General features: G+C 70.3%; 14 protein-coding genes. 4 read left to right on the forward strand and 10 right to left on the reverse strand.

The window, feature by feature from the left end:
• Nucleotides 1–8: 8 nt before the first annotated feature.
• The 4 genes from D892_RS0113990 to D892_RS0114005 all read left to right on the forward strand — a co-directional run bounded on the left by D892_RS0113990 (nucleotide 9) and on the right by D892_RS0114005 (nucleotide 4,066).
• Nucleotides 9–578 carry a LytR C-terminal domain-containing protein gene (locus D892_RS0113990; RefSeq protein WP_024801829.1) on the forward strand — a complete coding sequence of 190 codons (570 nt, stop codon included), beginning with the start codon at nucleotides 9–11 and terminating at the stop codon, nucleotides 576–578.
• Between the two features lie 114 nt (nucleotides 579–692).
• On the forward strand, nucleotides 693–1,394 hold the full coding sequence (locus D892_RS0113995; protein ID WP_024801830.1) for a superoxide dismutase family protein: 702 nt from the start codon (nucleotides 693–695) through the stop codon (nucleotides 1,392–1,394).
• Between the two features lie 12 nt (nucleotides 1,395–1,406).
• Entirely contained in the window at nucleotides 1,407–2,552 is a 1,146-nt protein-coding gene (locus tag D892_RS0114000; RefSeq protein WP_024801831.1) for a glutamate--cysteine ligase, read from the forward strand.
• Between the two features lie 203 nt (nucleotides 2,553–2,755).
• Nucleotides 2,756–4,066, forward strand: coding sequence for a phosphatase PAP2 family protein (locus D892_RS0114005; protein ID WP_051499664.1), 1,311 nt, complete (start codon nucleotides 2,756–2,758; stop codon nucleotides 4,064–4,066).
• Here the strand turns inward: D892_RS0114005 and mnhG are convergent.
• The 10 genes from mnhG to D892_RS0114055 form a co-directional block, all read right to left on the reverse strand.
• Entirely contained in the window at nucleotides 4,035–4,385 is a 351-nt protein-coding gene (gene mnhG, locus D892_RS0114010) for a monovalent cation/H(+) antiporter subunit G (RefSeq protein WP_024801833.1), read from the reverse strand. The genes D892_RS0114005 and mnhG overlap by 32 nt on opposite strands.
• The gene (locus tag D892_RS0114015; RefSeq protein ID WP_024801834.1) at nucleotides 4,382–4,642 is read right to left on the reverse strand and encodes a monovalent cation/H+ antiporter complex subunit F; all 261 of its coding nucleotides are present in this window, start codon (nucleotides 4,640–4,642) and stop codon (nucleotides 4,382–4,384) included. Before D892_RS0114015 ends, mnhG begins: the two co-directional genes overlap by 4 nt.
• A complete protein-coding gene (locus D892_RS0114020) occupies nucleotides 4,642–5,190 on the reverse strand; it encodes a Na+/H+ antiporter subunit E (RefSeq protein WP_024801835.1) in 549 nt (182 codons plus the stop codon). The genes D892_RS0114015 and D892_RS0114020 overlap by 1 nt, the downstream gene beginning before the upstream one ends.
• Nucleotides 5,191–5,198: 8 nt before the next feature.
• The gene (locus tag D892_RS0114025) at nucleotides 5,199–6,815 is read right to left on the reverse strand and encodes a Na+/H+ antiporter subunit D (RefSeq protein WP_024801836.1); all 1,617 of its coding nucleotides are present in this window, start codon (nucleotides 6,813–6,815) and stop codon (nucleotides 5,199–5,201) included.
• A complete protein-coding gene (locus D892_RS0114030) occupies nucleotides 6,812–7,195 on the reverse strand; it encodes a Na(+)/H(+) antiporter subunit C (protein ID WP_024801837.1) in 384 nt (127 codons plus the stop codon). Before D892_RS0114030 ends, D892_RS0114025 begins: the two co-directional genes overlap by 4 nt.
• Before the next feature lie 40 nt (nucleotides 7,196–7,235).
• A complete protein-coding gene (locus D892_RS0114035) occupies nucleotides 7,236–10,160 on the reverse strand; it encodes a Na+/H+ antiporter subunit A (RefSeq protein WP_024801838.1) in 2,925 nt (974 codons plus the stop codon).
• Nucleotides 10,161–10,281: 121 nt separating this feature from the next.
• Nucleotides 10,282–11,619 (reverse strand): hypothetical protein, encoded by a 1,338-nt coding sequence (locus D892_RS0114040; RefSeq protein ID WP_024801839.1) that lies wholly within the window; start codon nucleotides 11,617–11,619, stop codon nucleotides 10,282–10,284.
• 189 nt (nucleotides 11,620–11,808) lie between these two features.
• Nucleotides 11,809–14,022 carry an AAA family ATPase gene (locus tag D892_RS0114045; protein ID WP_036567034.1) on the reverse strand — a complete coding sequence of 738 codons (2,214 nt, stop codon included), beginning with the start codon at nucleotides 14,020–14,022 and terminating at the stop codon, nucleotides 11,809–11,811.
• 12 nt (nucleotides 14,023–14,034) lie between these two features.
• Nucleotides 14,035–14,442, reverse strand: coding sequence for a type II toxin-antitoxin system VapC family toxin (locus tag D892_RS0114050; protein WP_232236083.1), 408 nt, complete (start codon nucleotides 14,440–14,442; stop codon nucleotides 14,035–14,037).
• On the reverse strand, nucleotides 14,439–14,657 hold the full coding sequence (locus D892_RS0114055) for a type II toxin-antitoxin system CcdA family antitoxin (RefSeq protein WP_024801842.1): 219 nt from the start codon (nucleotides 14,655–14,657) through the stop codon (nucleotides 14,439–14,441). The genes D892_RS0114050 and D892_RS0114055 overlap by 4 nt, the downstream gene beginning before the upstream one ends.
• Nucleotides 14,658–14,689 lie beyond the last annotated feature (32 nt).

Raw genomic sequence — 14,689 nt, forward strand, 5'->3', positions numbered from 1 at the left:
TCGAGCCGGTGAGCAACCCCAATCCGCCCTCCGGTGGACCGCCGCTGCGAGCGCTCGCGATGGTGCTGATCGCACTGGCCATCGTGTTCGTCGGTCTCGGTGCGATGTCGCTGTCGAGTTCCGAATCCACCGGCGAGGACGTCGCGACACAGGGCCAGGCGACGCAGGGCCAGCCCACCGGCACCACCTCGGCGCAGGCCCCGGCCACGTCGGCCGCCGCGCAGTCCTCGACGACCACGGCGTCGCCGACGGCGACGTCACAGACGACGACCACCGCCCCGACGACGACGGCGGCCTCGGACAAGGCCGTCCCGGTGCGGGTGCTCAACAACAGCACCGTCGCGGGCCTGGCGGCGACCACCGCAAACCAGCTCACCTCCGAGGGCTGGACCATTGCCGAGACGGGCAACTACCCCGGCGGCGTGATCGCGAAAACCACGGTCTACTACGGGAATTCGCCGGGCGAGCAGGCCGCGGCGCAGCAGATCGCCGACCAGCTGGGTGCCGCGGCCGAGCCCCGATTCGCCGGAATAGCGAGTTCGCCACCCGGCGTGATCGTTATCGTGACAGGCAACTGAACAGTCGCGGCCCGACACCTGAACTGCACAGCGGCTCTGGCATCATCTTGTCCGGTAATGAATTCGTACACCTGGCTCCACTCGTAAACTCGGTACTCGTAAAGGAGTTCCCCGATGACCCCGTCCACAACTCGTCGCCCCTCCTGGTGGACCGTGACCCCGATGGTGGCGGTCGCGATTTTCGGCCTCGCGGCCTGCACGAACAGCCAGGAGTCGAGCGACGCCAAGGGCACCACGCCGCCGGTGTGGACGGGTTCGGCGGAGCCGGGCGGCGAGACCGTCGGCGGTGAGCACGGCAGCGGCGGGCACACCACCACCGCGCCGCACGGTGAGTCGGTCGCGGTGCAGTTGCGGGATCCGGCGGGGGTCGAGGTCGGCACGGCGTCGGTGGCCAAGTCCGGCAACCATCTCGAGATCACCGTCGAGGCGCACGGCCTGAAGCCCGGCTTCCACGGCCTGCACATCCACCAGGTCGGCAAGTGTGAGGCCAACTCCACCGCGCCGTCCGGCGGCCCGGCAGGCAACTTCCTGTCCGCGGGCGGGCATCTGCAGGTCGGCGACCAGAACGCGCATCCGTCGAGCGGCGATCTCACCTCGCTCGAGATCCGGCAGGACGGCACCGGCAAGCTGGTCACCACCACCGACACGGTCACCCTGGACGACGTGAAGGGTAAGGCCCTGATGGTCCACGCCGGTGCGGACAACTTCGGCAACATTCCCAGTCGATACACCCAGGCGGGCGGCGCCGGACCGGACGCCGAGACCCTGTCGACCGGTGACGCCGGCGGCCGGGTTGCCTGCGGGGTCATCGGGTAGCGCGGGTAGGCCATGGGCGGGGCAGGCGTCGGACAAGTTCACTGGAACAGCTCGCCCCGCCCCACGCTGGGGGTCGAGTGGGAGATCGCGCTCGTCGACAAGCAGACCCGCAATCTGTCCAATACCGCCGCCGCGGTCTTCGACGGCGTCGGCGACCGCCGCGCCTATGACGGCACACCCCAGGTCACCAAGGAACTGCTGCGCAACACCGTCGAGATCGTCAGCGGTGTGCACGACACCGTGGGCGAGGTCGTCGAGGATCTGAGCGGCACCATGAACGCCGTCCGCTGCGCGGCCGACCGGGTCGGAGTGGATCTGTTCTGCGCCGGCACCCACCCGTTCGCGCAGTGGTCGACCCAACAGCTCACGCGCTCGGAGCATTACGACGAGCTGATCGAGCGCACCCAGTGGTGGGGCCGGCAGATGCTGATCTGGGGCGTGCATGTGCACGTCGGGGTTTCGCACCCGGAGAAGGTCTTTCCGATTCTCAACACGCTGCTGCTGTCGTATCCGCATCTGCTGGCGCTGTCGGCGTCCTCGCCGATGTGGGCGGGGATCGACACCGGTTACGCCAGCAACCGGGCGCTGATGTTCCAGCAGCTGCCCACCGCCGGGCTGCCGTTCCAGTTCGAGAACTGGTCGCAGTTCGAGGGTTTCGTGCACGACCAGATGAAGACCGGGGTGATCGAGCAGCTCGGCGGCATGCACTGGGATATCCGCCCGGCGCCGAAGTGGGGCACGATCGAGGTGCGGGTCTGTGACGGAATCCCCACCCGGATAGAGCTTTCCGCGCTGGTCGCGCTCATCCACTGCCTGGTCGTGGACCTGGACCACCGGGTCGAGGCGGGGGAGATCCTGCCCACCATCCCGCCCTGGCACGTGCAGGAGAACAAGTGGCGGGCAGCGCGTTACGGCCTGGACGCGATCATCATCACCGACGCCGCGAGCAACGAGCGCCTGGTCACCGACGATCTGTCGGAGCTGCTCAATCGCCTGGAGCCGACCGCGAAGCGGCTGGGCTGCGAGGAGGAGCTGGCGCTGGTTCCCGGCATTCCCGAGCGCGGCGCCTCGTATCAGCGCCAGCGCCGGGTCGCGGCCTCCGCCCAGGGGGATCTGGTGGCCGTGGTCGACGCTCTGGTCAAGGAGCTCGACGGCTGACCGATCCGGTCCGGCTGCGCGACAACGGCATCGTGGCGGGTTGCCACCGGGCGAGCTGACGTCGGCGGTGGTCACGTCGGCGATTGGTGGTCGAACGTTCAGCTGTCCGGGCGGGTGGCGTTCAGCATCCGTTTACTATGGTCGTCGTGCTTCTCGACGACCCGCGTTCCGGCTTCGGTGACGCCCACCGTAATCGGATCCGGATGCCGTCGCGGCGTACCCGGGTCGCGGTCGCGGTGGCGGCCGTGCCCCTGTTGTTGCTCGTGCTGCAGATCGTGTCCTCCTACAACGGTTTCCAGGGGCCGCTGGCGAGCCTGTGGAGCGATTACGCGGGCACGCCGAAGTCGGTGTCGGTGCCGTGGGCCGGGCTGGCGCTGGCTCTGGTCGGGCTGTCGTGGCGGCGGCGATTGTGGACGGTCGGGATCGCGGTGGCGATCGATGTGCTGTGCGCGGTCCTCCGGTTGCTCCTGGGCGGCGAGCTGACCAGTGGCAACGGCGCGGTGATCGCACTCACCGGGCTGGCGCTGGTGGCCTGGTTCGGCTGGGAGGGCGTGCAGCGCCGCAACGCACTGCGCGCGGCCGCGCTCGGCGCGCTGCTGATCCTGGCCACCAAGGTGGGCGACGTCTGGCTGCACATCACCGTGCTGGCGGGGCCGAATGTGCTGGATCGGTATGCGGCGCTGGCCGATCACGCGCTCGGGCAGCCGTCGTGGCTGTTCGGTCAGGCCATCGATGCGCTCGGCCCGGGGGTGTACGCGGTGCTGCACTGGGTCTACATCGAGTTGCCGGTGGCGGCGATGGTGGTCGCGGCCTGGCAGCTGCGGCGCGTCGTGCCGACGGGAGTGTGGCCGAGCCACTATCTGGTGCGCACCTTCCTGGTGCTCGGCCTGGCCGGTCCGGCCGTGTATCTGCTGTTCCCGGTGGTCGGGCCGATGTTCGCGTTCGGCCCGGACGGGCACGGGCTGCAGATCGGGAACTTCTGGCCGCAGCTCATGCCGTCGCCCGACTACCGCCCCGCCCCGCTCCCGTTCGATCGGTCGACCCCGCGCAACTGCATGCCCTCCATGCATACCGCCTGGGCCACCGCGGTTTTCCTGCATTCGCGCCGCGCCGCCGACGGCTCGCCCGCGCCGCGCTGGCTGCGCTGGGGCGGTGCCTTCTGGCTGCTGGCCACCCTCACCGCGACGCTCGGATTCGGCTATCACTACGGCGTGGATCTGCTCGCCGGCGCCGTGCTGTGCCTGACCGTCGAGTCCGCGCTGCGCGCACCCGAGCGCGGCTGGGATCGCGCCCGCGTCGGGCTGGTGGCCGGGGGCGCCGGATTGCTGGCCGGCCTGCTGCTGACCTATCGCTTCCTGGCCGAACGGATGGCGGAGCATCCGCTACCGGCCGGCATCATCCTGCTCGGAGTCTTCGCCGGCTATGTCTGGGTGTTCCATACGACGTGGTTCGGCCGCCGGCCCGCTCCGGCGGGCGAGGGGGTCATCGATCCGGGTCGTCACCGCGTTCGTTGATCACCAGCAGGCCGTCGCGGTGCCGTTGTTCGCGGTGGGCGGTGCGACCGATCAGGTGCGCGACGGCCGGCACCGTGAGCAGCGTGAACAGGCCGACCAGCGGCAGCATCCAGATATTGGGATGGCCACGCAACTCGACGGTGCTGCCGATCAGGACCAGCACCAGGCCGACCACCTGCGGCTTGGTGGCGGCATGCATGCGGGTCAGGATGTCGGGAAAGCGGACGAACGCGATGGCGGCCGTCAGGGCGAAGCCGGACCCGAGCAGGATGAGGACATAGGAGAGCCAGTGCAGCGCCGTATCGAGCCAGGCCGTCATCGGTCGTCCCGCACCCGGAACCGGGTCACCGCGGCGGAACCGAGGAAGCCGACGAGCGCCAGCGCCACGGTGGCCGGCAGCACCGTGGCGTCTCCGCTGTAGGCGGCCCAGACCGCCAGGCCCGCGGCGGCGATGCCGACTATCGAGTCGATGCCCACCACCCGGTCCAGGGTGCTCGGTCCGATCAGTGTGCGGTAGGCGGTCAGCACCGCCGCCGCGGACAGCAGCACGGCCGCGACAATCGCGACAACTGTCATCACTCCTCCTCCGAAAGGTTTGCGGGAACGGTCGATTCGCGCCATTCCTCCGGCCGCTCGAAGGACCGGATCAACAGCCGTTCCAGTCGGTGGGTGACGTGATAGAACTTCTCGACCGCCGCCTCGCTGCTCACATCCAGCACGTGCACCCAGACGGTGTGCGTGCTGCGGTCCAGTTCCAGCACCATGGTGCCGGGAATGAGGTTCATCAGGTCCGTGCACAGCACGAGGACCAGATCGGACCGGATCGACAACCGCACCCGCAGCACACCCGACACCGGCGCCCCGGCGGGCCGGATCGCGAACCACGCGATCTGCGCACTGGATTCGAGCGCGTAGTACGACGCCACGACGATCAGCGCGATCAGCGACAGCGGATGCAGCCGCCCCGATACGGGCGCCCGGGGCAGCGGCAGCGCGATCATGATCAGCGTGCCGATCGCCAGCCCGGCGAGCGCGTTGCCGAAGCTCAGATCGCCCCACAGGGCCATGTACACCAGCGTCAGCCACAGCAGCACGCCGATCCGGACGATGGTCTCCCGGCTCACGATCGCCCTCACCGGTCGCCTCCCGTCTGCCACGAATCCGGCGTGCCCAGTACGGTTTCCAGATAGAGTCGGCGATCGGTGAGATCGTCGGCGGCGCGCGAGGCGATGCCCAGAATCGGCCCCGCGAACACGGTGAGCGCCAGCCCGACCGCGAGCAACGCGACCGTCGGCACCACCATCAGCCGCGGCATCCGGCCGGGATCGACGCGATCGTCGAACGAGACGTCGGTCGACTCGTCGATCAGCGCCGACGGGGCGGCATCGGCCAGATCGCCCTCGGGCGCCTGGGCCCGCGGCCGCCAGAACGCCTTGCTCCACACCCGGGCCATCGCATACAGCGTGAGCAGGCTCGTCAGGATGGCTCCGGCCACCAGGATCCAGGCCAGCACGCTGCCGTCGTCCACGCCCGCCTCCAGCAGTGCCACCTTGCCGATGAAACCCGACAGCGGCGGAATACCACCGAGATTCAGCGCGGGAATCCCGAACAGCAGCGCCAGCGCCGGGCTGGCCGCGAGCAGGCCGCCCAGCCGGCTCAGCGAGGCCGAGCCGGCCTGCCGTTCGATCAGCCCCACCACCAGGAACAGGGTGGTCTGCACCAGAATGTGGTGCGCCACATAGTAAACCGTGCCGGTGAGCCCGGTGGCGCTGCCGATCCCGACCCCGAACATCAGATAGCCGATGTGGCTGACCAGGGTGAACGACAGCAGGCGCTTGATATCGCTCTGCGCGATCGCGCCGAGGATGCCGATCAGCAGTGTGAGCAGCCCGCAGACCAGCAGCACGTTGTCGAATCGGCCGGACGGGTACAGCAGCGTGTGCATCCGGATGATCGCGTACACGCCGACCTTCGTCAGCAGGCCCGCGAATACGGCCGTGACCGGCGCGGGTGCCGTGGGATACGAGTCCGGCAGCCAGTTCGACAGCGGGAACACCGCCGCCTTGATCCCGAACGCCACCAGCAGTACGGCGTAGATGGCGCCGCGGACGCCGAGGGGCACCTCGCCGATCCGCACCGCCAGCTGCGCCATGTTCAGGGTTCCGGTGGCGCCGTAGGCCAGCGCGATGCCGACCAGGAAGATCAGCGACGAGACCATCGACACCATGACGTAGGACACCCCGGCCCGCACCCGGTCGGCGCTGGCGCCGAGGGTCAGCAGCACGAACGACGCGGCCAGCAGCACCTCGAACCCGACGAACAGATTGAACAGGTCGCCGGCCAGGAAGGCGATCGAAACACCCGCGCTCAGCACGAGATACGTCGGCTGGAAGATGGAGGTCGGCTGCCGCTCGGCGCCGTCGCTGATACCCTGCCCGACCGCGTACACCAGCACCGCCAGCAGCACGATCGACGACACCAGCAGCATGGCTGCCGACAGCCGGTCCACCACCAGCGTGATGCCGATCGGGGTGTGCCAGCCGCCGACCTGCACGGCCACCATCCCGTCCCGGTCGGCGAGGTAGAGCAGAACGCCCGCGATCACCACCATCGCGGCGAGCGCCGCGATGGAGATGATCTGCTGTGTCCGCGGCTTGCGCCCGACGATCAGGGTGACGGCCGCCGTGAGCAGCGGAATCAGCACCGGCAGGGCGGTGAGGCCGGACATCAGGCCGGGAGAGAGGGTCATTGGTCGGGATCCTCGCCCTCGCGCCGGGCGGCGACCTTGACGTCCTCGGGATCGTTCTCGACCTGTTCGGTGGTGGTCAGGGCGTAGGAACGGTAGGCGAGCGCGAGCACGAACGCCGAGATTCCCATGGTGATCACGATCGAGGTCAGCACCATGGCCTGCGCCAGCGGATCGGCCGAATCCTGGTGCACCCGATCGGTTTCGCCGAGGATCGGGGGGCTGCCGTCGGGGCCGCCGACGGTGAGGAGCAGCAGATTCACCGCGTTACCGAACAGGATCAACCCGAGCAGCATCTTCGACACCGCGCGCTCCAGCAGCAGATACACCCCGCATGCGACCAACGCGCCGACGAGGACCAGGAGGGTGATATTCGCGGTCATCGGATCTCCTGTGCGGCCGCGACCGCCGCGCGATCGTCGCTCATCGTTCCTCCGATGCGGATTTCGGTACCGAGGGCAGTTCGGGTGTGGCGGGCGGTTCGGGTGTGGCGGGCAGTTCGGGTGTGGCGGGCACTGTGGGTACGGTGGGCATCGGCCCCGTCGGCTCCTCGGTGTCCAGCCGCGCACCGAGACTGCGCAGCACGTCCAGCACCAGGCCCACCACGATCAGGTACACGCCCAGGTCGAACAGCAGCGCGGTGACGAATTTGACGTGGCCGATCAGCGGCAGCGTCACCTCGATGATCGCCGAGGACAGCGGCGGCGCGCCGAGCAGCAGGGAACCGGTCGCGGTGCCCGCCGACAGCGCCAATCCGGTACCCAGCACATGTCCGGCGTCGACCGGCAGTGCCTCGGCGAGCTCGTAGCGCCCGCCCGCGAGATAGCGGAGCACCAGGGCCAATCCCGCGGTGAGGCCGCCGGCGAACCCGCCTCCCGGGGCGTTGTGCCCGGAGAAGAAGAAAAACACCGACATCACCATCATGGTCGGAAACACCATGCGGGTGGTGATCGCCAGCACGATCGACCGATGGCGCGGTGCGATCAGTCCGGCCGCCGGAAGCCAGTAGGCCCGCGCCGGGTCGGGCGTGTAGCCCGGCGCGTCGGCCACCCGCGGCAGCGTCCCGAAGCGGCGGCTGCGGAACATCAGCGACGCGACCCCGGTCGCGGCGACCACCAGCACCGAGATCTCACCGAGGGTGTCCCACGCCCGGATATCGACCAGCAGCACGTTCACCGCGTTCTTCCCGCCGCCGAATTCGTAGGCGGCCGACGGGATCCGGCGCCAGATCGGGTCGGGTCCGCGGGCGGCGACGGCGAACGCCCCGAGCACCGCGACCGCGGTGCCGACCAGCGCGGCGAGCAGCGCGCGGCGCGCCTTGAACGGCGTGGCGCGGTCGGGCTCGACCTCGGCGGGGAACTTGCGCAGCACCAGCACGAAGATCACCAGCGTCAGCGTCTCCACCAGGAACTGGGTCAGAGCCAGATCGGGCGCGCCGTGCAGGGCGAAGATCACGCCGCAGCCGTAACCGGTGACGCCGACCATCAGCACCCCCGCCAGGCGGTTGCGCATCACGGTGGCGCCCACCGCCATGACGATCATGATCAGGCCGATGACCAGCTGCAACGGCGAATCCCACAGCCGCAGTTGGACCTTCGTGCGCGCGTCGATGGCCAGCGTCGCGGTGGGCAGCAGGATCAGTGTGATCAGGATGAGTGCCTGGCTCAGCGGCAGCGAACCCCGTTGCGTGGCACCGGTCATGCGCAGCGACAGCTGATCCATCGCCCGCAGCGTCTTGTCGTAGACGCGGTCGGCGTTGCCCAGCCGGGGGTTCGCGGTCTCGCCGATGCGGTCGCGGATCTCGAACAGCACCAGACCGCACGCGATCACGATCATGGTCAGCGTGAGCGGATGCCCGAAGCCGTGCCACAGCGCCAGATGGGTGGGCTCGCCGCCGGGCAGGGTCTCCGCGTAGGGCCGCAGCAGCCGGTCCATCCAGGGCGCGGCCGGACCCGCCACGAGCCCGGCCAGGGCCAGCACGGCAGGCGGGGCCAGGAACCACGCACCGGGCCGATGCCACTGCCGCCGCGGTTCGGGCGCACCCATGGTCACCGACTTGGTGCCGAACGCGCCCCACAGGAATCGGAGGCTGTAGCCGACGGTCAGAATCGAGCCGACCACCACGGCGATGCCCACGGCCACCTTGACGGACGAAGACAGGTTGTTCGCGTTCAGCACCGCGCCGAGCGCGGTCTCCTTGCCGACGAAGCCGAGCAGCGGCGGTATCCCGGCCATGCTGGCCGCCGCCAGGATCGCGACTCCGCACAGCACCGGCGCCCGTTTTCCCAGACCGGACAGCCGCCGCAGGTCCCTGGTCCCGGCGCTGTGATCGATGATGCCGACCACCATGAACAGGCATCCCTTGAACAGCCCGTGCGCGACGATCAGCGCGGCCCCGGCCAGGGCCGCGTCGGGTGTGCCGATGCCGACCAGCGTGATCAGGAAGCCCAGCTGGCTCACCGTGCCGAAGGCCAGCACCAGTTTCAGATCGGTCACCTGCAGCGCGCGCAACCCCGCGAGCACCATCGAGACCAGCCCCAGGGTGAGGATGAGCGGATGCCACGGCGGCGATACCGCGAACGCCGGTGCGAGCCGGGCGACCAGATAGATGCCGGCCTTCACCATCGCCGCCGCGTGCAGATACGCGCTGACCGGCGTGGGCGCCGTCATCGCGCCCGGCAGCCAGAAGTGCAGCGGCACGATCGCCGATTTGCTCAGCGCGCCGATCAGGATCAGCACCACCGCGACGCAGGTCGACCAGTCGTGCGGATCGGCCCGGGCGAGGGTCTCGGAGAGCAGGTAGGTGCCGCAGCGCTGCCCCAGCAGAATGAGCCCCACCAGCATCGCCAGCCCGCCCGCGGTGGTCACCAGCAGCGCCTGCAGCGCCGCGCGCCGCCCGGCCTGCTGCTCGGCGTGATGGCCGACGAGCAGGAACGACAGCACGGTGGTGGCCTCCCAGAAGGTGAACAGCAGCATCGTGTTGTCGCTGACGACCAGCCCGAACATCGTGCCGGCGAAGGCGACCAGGTAGGCCGCGAAGATGCCCAGCCGCTGCCGGTCGTCGTCGTCGAAGTAGCTCGCGCAGTAGCCGAGAACCAGCGCGCCGACCCCGAGGATCAGCACCGACATGATCGAGGCGAGCGAATCGAACCGCAGGTCGAGGTCCATGTGGATGCCCGGCGCCCAGGTGACGCGCACCGTGCTGTCGCTGTTCCAGTTCGCGATCACCCAGCCCAGGCTCGCCAGTGGAACCAGCGCCAGCAGAGCGAACCCGCGTCGGCCCAGCACCCGGATGCAGGGAGGCGCGAGCAGAGTCGCGACGGCATGGGCTATCAAGACAGCGAGCAAACTTCACTCCGTCGGTCGGCGGCGGGGTGGCGGAGTCGATACTACTGTTGCCGCCAGGCGCCCCTGCGCACGGGTTATATGGTGTCAACCATTTTCGCGGCGTTTCGCTATATGTCGGCTATCAATTCTCGGCCGTTCTTCCCGGCGGTTCGGTCGCCGGTGCGACGGCGGGCGCGCGCAGGCGGCGCAGTGCGACGAGGCCCGCGACGCACCCGATCGTGACCGCCAGCGCGGTCCAGTACGGCGCGGGAGAATCCGAGGTCGGGACCGGGCAGACGTGCCAGTGCCCGGACTCGACCGTGAGCGTGGTGAAGTCGCCGCGGTCGACATGGTCGCGCAGGGCCAGCACCACCGAGGGCATGAAGACGATCGCGATGCCCAGCACCCGGGTCGGGTTGTAGCGGGGCGCGGCGCTGCCGAAGCAGTACCCGGCCGCGAGGGCCAGCAGCACCCCGCACACCGCCGCGCGCACCCGGCCGTGCGACGGGACGTCGACGGTGAGCGCGGCGTACACCACCAGCGCGGTCAGCAACAGCAGCGCGAACAGCGGGCCCGGCCGCCGGAAACCCAGCACGATCCCGGCCGCCAGCAGCACCAGCAGCGGGGCCGTCGACCAGGCCGGCAGCCCGGACGGCATGATCGCGCTGCCGACGGCGGACAGGGCGACCGCCAGCAGCACCAGGGTGCCGTCGCGGCGGGGCAGGAGCATGGCGGCGAGCAGCCCGGCGACCACGGTCGCGCCCACGCCGAGGGCGATGTCGATCGGATCCGCGGCGCGGCGGGTGAGCCACTCCGTGGCCAGCAGGGTCACCATCACGTACAGCAGCCCGGCCAGGATCGGCGCCATCGGCAGTTCGACCGACCGCCGCTCCACCTGGGTGCGGTGCCGGTTGGCCACGGTACCCACGGCGACCAGCGCCAGCGTCACCGCGATGAGCCACAGCGGCGGCGAGTCGGCCGCCGGGAAGCGCCCGAATCCGGTCGGATCGCCGATCTTGTCGCCGTGTGTCACCGGCTGCGCCGAGCCCACCACGATGGCGGCGAGCCCGCCGAACGTCCAGCCGAACACCTGTGGCCGCCCCCGGAGCACCGCCGCGGCTATGCCGCCGAGCAGCACGCCGCCCGCCATCGCGTCGAGGAAGTTCAGGGTCGCCAGCGAGGTGCCGGGTCCGCTGTGCCGGCCGGCCAGGTGGGTCACCAGCAGCAGCGCGCTGCCGCACAGCGCCGATCCCCAGGCGGCGAGCCCGTGATTGACGGTGGTGGCGAACACGGCGACGGTCAGGGCGACGACGGCCCCGGCGGCGATGGCGCGGGGCACGCTGTGCGCGAGCAGGTCCAGCTGTAGCGCGGTCGTCTTCGTCGTCCACGCGAAATCGATCGGGAGGGTCAGCGACATTCCCGCAATCAGGGTTGCGAGGCCCGCCGTCACCGTCTCGAAGGCCCCGACGCTGGTCCGCACCAGCCGAAAATACCCATGATCGGCGCCCGAGCGCCGTAGACGTGCCGGTTGCCGTGTGTGTGCGGATTATTCTTTTTCCGGCCGATCCGGTCGCGTCCGCCGCGCAAAGCACCGAGCGACCGGGGATCCCGCTACCGTGCTTCGGCGTAGCGCCGCAGCGCTACCGTGCCTCGGCGTAGCGCCGCAGCGCTACCGTGCTTCCGCGTAGCGCCGCAGCGCCTCCACCTGATCCGGATCCAGCGACGGCCGGACCGCCGCGCGGGCGGTGCCGACGTCCGCGGCGGTGATGTCGGCGGTGTCGACATCGCGCCGCATCGCGGCCAGCGCCGCCTCCCGCAGCAGCGCGGAGCAGTCGGCGGCCGAGTATCCGTCCAGGTCGGCCGCCAGCGCGGGCAGGTCGACGTCGGGGGCCAGCGGCACCGATCGGCTCGCGGTGCGCAGAATGTCGGTGCGCCCGGCGGCATCCGGGGGCGGCACGAACACCAGCCGCTCCAGCCGGCCGGGCCGGGTCAGCGCCGGATCGATCAGCTCCGGCCGGTTGGTGGCGCCCACCACCACGACATCGCGCAGCGGCTCCACCCCGTCCAGCTCGGTGAGCAGCGCCGCGACCACCCGGTCGCCGACCCCGGAATCGCTGCTCTGGCCGCGGCGTGGCGCCAGGGCGTCCACCTCGTCGAGAAAGATCAGCGACGGCGCGGAGTCGCGGGCGCGCTGGAACAGTTCGCGGACCGCGCGCTCGGACGAGCCGACCCACTTGTCCATCAGTTCGGCGCCCTTGACCGCGTGCACGCTCAGCTGCCCGGTGCCGGCCAGCGCGCGCACCAGGAAGGTCTTCCCGCACCCGGGCGGCCCGTACAGCAGCACGCCGCGCGGCGGATCGATGCCGAGCCGGGCGAACGAATCCGGATGCCGCAGCGGCCACAGCACCGCCTCGGTCAGCGCCTGCTTGGTCTCGGTCATATCGCCGACGTCGTCCAGGGCGAGGCTGCCGATGGCCAATTCCTCGGTGCCCGAACGCGACAGCGGGCGGATCACCTCCAGCGCGCCGAGCAGGTCGGGCTGCGTCAGCACCGGCTCGGTGTGGTCGCGGCTGGCCCGCGACGCGGCCCGCAGCGCCGCCTCCCGGCACAGCGCCGCCAGATCGGACACCACGAATCCCGGTGTGCGGTCGGCGATCTCCTCGAGTTTCAAATCCTCGGTGGGTACCTTGCGCAGCAACTGCTCCAGCAGGTCCTTGCGGACGGCGGCGGTGGGCAGGGTCAGCGCGATCTCGCGATCGCACAGATCCGGTGCGCGCATCCGGCTGTCGATCCGGGTGGGGTCGGAGGTGGTGGCCAGGAACGCGACCCCCGGCGTCGCGACCGCCGCGCGCAACTGGTCCAGCACCAGCGCGGCGACCGGCTCCGGATCGGCGGGCAGCAGCGCATCGATATCGGTGATCAGCAGGACTCCCCCTGGGCCCGAACAGATCTCGGACACCGCGAGCCCGACCTCGCGCAGCCGGGTGCCGCTCTCGGTGGCCCCGACCGTGGGGCCGTCGAGTTCCACGATCCGCCGCGGCGTGGCCACCGCGCGCGCCAGCGTCGCCTTCCCGGCCCCGGCCGGGCCGGTGATCAGCACGCCGAGATGCGGTGGGGCGCCGAGGGTTTTCAGCAGTTCAGGTTCGTCGAGGGCGAGGCTGAGCCACTCCGACAGCTTCGCCGCCTGCCCGCGCACGCCCGCCAGGTCGGCGACGTCCACCGCGGAGGGCCGCTCCCGCACCCGCATTCGGGTTCCGGGAGCGCCGTCCTGGACGTCGGATCCGGCACCCGGGTCGTGCGAGGCCGCGGCCGGCGGCACGCCCGCGCCCCACACCACCGCGCTGTTGGGCTGCACGCTGACCGGGCCGCGGACCGGGTCGGTCGCGGTGACGGTGAGCAGCTCGGAGGTCCAGGCGATCCCGAAGGTGCGCGAAAGTGCCTGTGTCGCAGCCGCGGTGCTGGTGCCCGGCCCGAGGTCGCGGGGCAGCAGCGAGACCGCGTCACCGACGGTGACCACCTTGCCGAGCAGCGCCTGCCGCAGCGTGGACTCCGGAATGCTGTGGGCGGCCTGCGCCGATCCGGTCACCGAGATCTGCCGCGCCCCGAACACGTTCGCCGGCGCGACCACCAGCGTCGCGTCCTCGCGCACGCCGGCGTTGGACAGCGTCACATCGTCCAGCAGAATCAGGCCGGCGGGCGTCCCCGCCGGCGCGACACCCGCCACCGCGGCGGTCCGCCGCGACCCGATCAGCGCGATCCCGTCCCACTCCCGCAACCCCAACGCCGCCAGGGCCTCCGGATGCACCCGCACCACCCCCCGGCGGGCATCGGCGGCTGATCGGTTCAGGCGAGCGGTGAGCGACAGATCCGGCACGCCTGCCATTGTGCCCGCGGCTCAGGTGTCGGTCGGCCGGACATCCTCGGCGTGCGAGCACGTTCGAGCCAGACGCCCGTCCGTCGTGATCAACGGCATCTTCAACTGCTCGGAGAGTTCGACGTAGAGCGCATCGGCGAGTCTGATCGCCGCCCGTTTCGACCACGCGCCGATCGTCAGGTTCATCAACGGATGCCGGGTCAGCGGCGCACGGGCGAGCCGGCTCAGGGCGGTGTCGACCGCGACATCGGAGAGATCGCCGGTGCGGTTCAGACGCTCGAGCGCGGACAGGACTTCGGCATCGAAATGCGCCGGCACGTGCAGAATGGCAGAGGTGATCCGTGCGCTCACGGCCGCCGTGCGATTGTTGTGTATAAGAACATCGACCATGGCGCTGGCATCGAGAACGATCTGCTCCGGTTCGTTCACCGGCCGAACTCATCTCGCGCGGCCTCGAGAGCGGCGAGTGTTGCCTCGTGAGGTACCTCGGGGCGGTCCTCGGCCAACTCCGCCAGCCACGCGGCGGTAGCGTTTTTGTCCAGCTCCGCCATTATTGCCTCCTGGGCCAGCGCGGACACATTGAGACCTCGCTCGCGAGCACGCTGTGCGAGCTCATCCGGGACATAGACGTTCAGGCGTGCCATACAGCAACTATACACACATAGATGTGTATAGT

Source organism: Nocardia sp. BMG51109, from assembly GCF_000526215.1.
Lineage (GTDB): Bacteria > Actinomycetota > Actinomycetes > Mycobacteriales > Mycobacteriaceae > Nocardia.

Excerpts from the sequence above, each read along its gene's own strand:
- D892_RS0113995 (WP_024801830.1), top strand. The coding sequence starts at position 693 with ATGACCCCGTCCACAACTCGTCGCCCCTCCTGGTGGACCGTGACCCCG.
- D892_RS0114000 (WP_024801831.1), top strand. The coding sequence starts at position 1,407 with ATGGGCGGGGCAGGCGTCGGACAAGTTCACTGGAACAGCTCGCCCCGC.
- D892_RS0114005 (WP_051499664.1), top strand. The coding sequence starts at position 2,756 with ATGCCGTCGCGGCGTACCCGGGTCGCGGTCGCGGTGGCGGCCGTGCCC.
- mnhG (WP_024801833.1), bottom strand. The coding sequence starts at position 4,385 with ATGACGGCCTGGCTCGATACGGCGCTGCACTGGCTCTCCTATGTCCTC.
- D892_RS0114015 (WP_024801834.1), bottom strand. The coding sequence starts at position 4,642 with ATGACAGTTGTCGCGATTGTCGCGGCCGTGCTGCTGTCCGCGGCGGCG.
- D892_RS0114025 (WP_024801836.1), bottom strand. The coding sequence starts at position 6,815 with ATGACCCTCTCTCCCGGCCTGATGTCCGGCCTCACCGCCCTGCCGGTG.
- D892_RS0114030 (WP_024801837.1), bottom strand. The coding sequence starts at position 7,195 with ATGACCGCGAATATCACCCTCCTGGTCCTCGTCGGCGCGTTGGTCGCA.
- D892_RS0114045 (WP_036567034.1), bottom strand. The coding sequence starts at position 14,022 with ATGGCAGGCGTGCCGGATCTGTCGCTCACCGCTCGCCTGAACCGATCA.
- D892_RS0114055 (WP_024801842.1), bottom strand. The coding sequence starts at position 14,657 with ATGGCACGCCTGAACGTCTATGTCCCGGATGAGCTCGCACAGCGTGCT.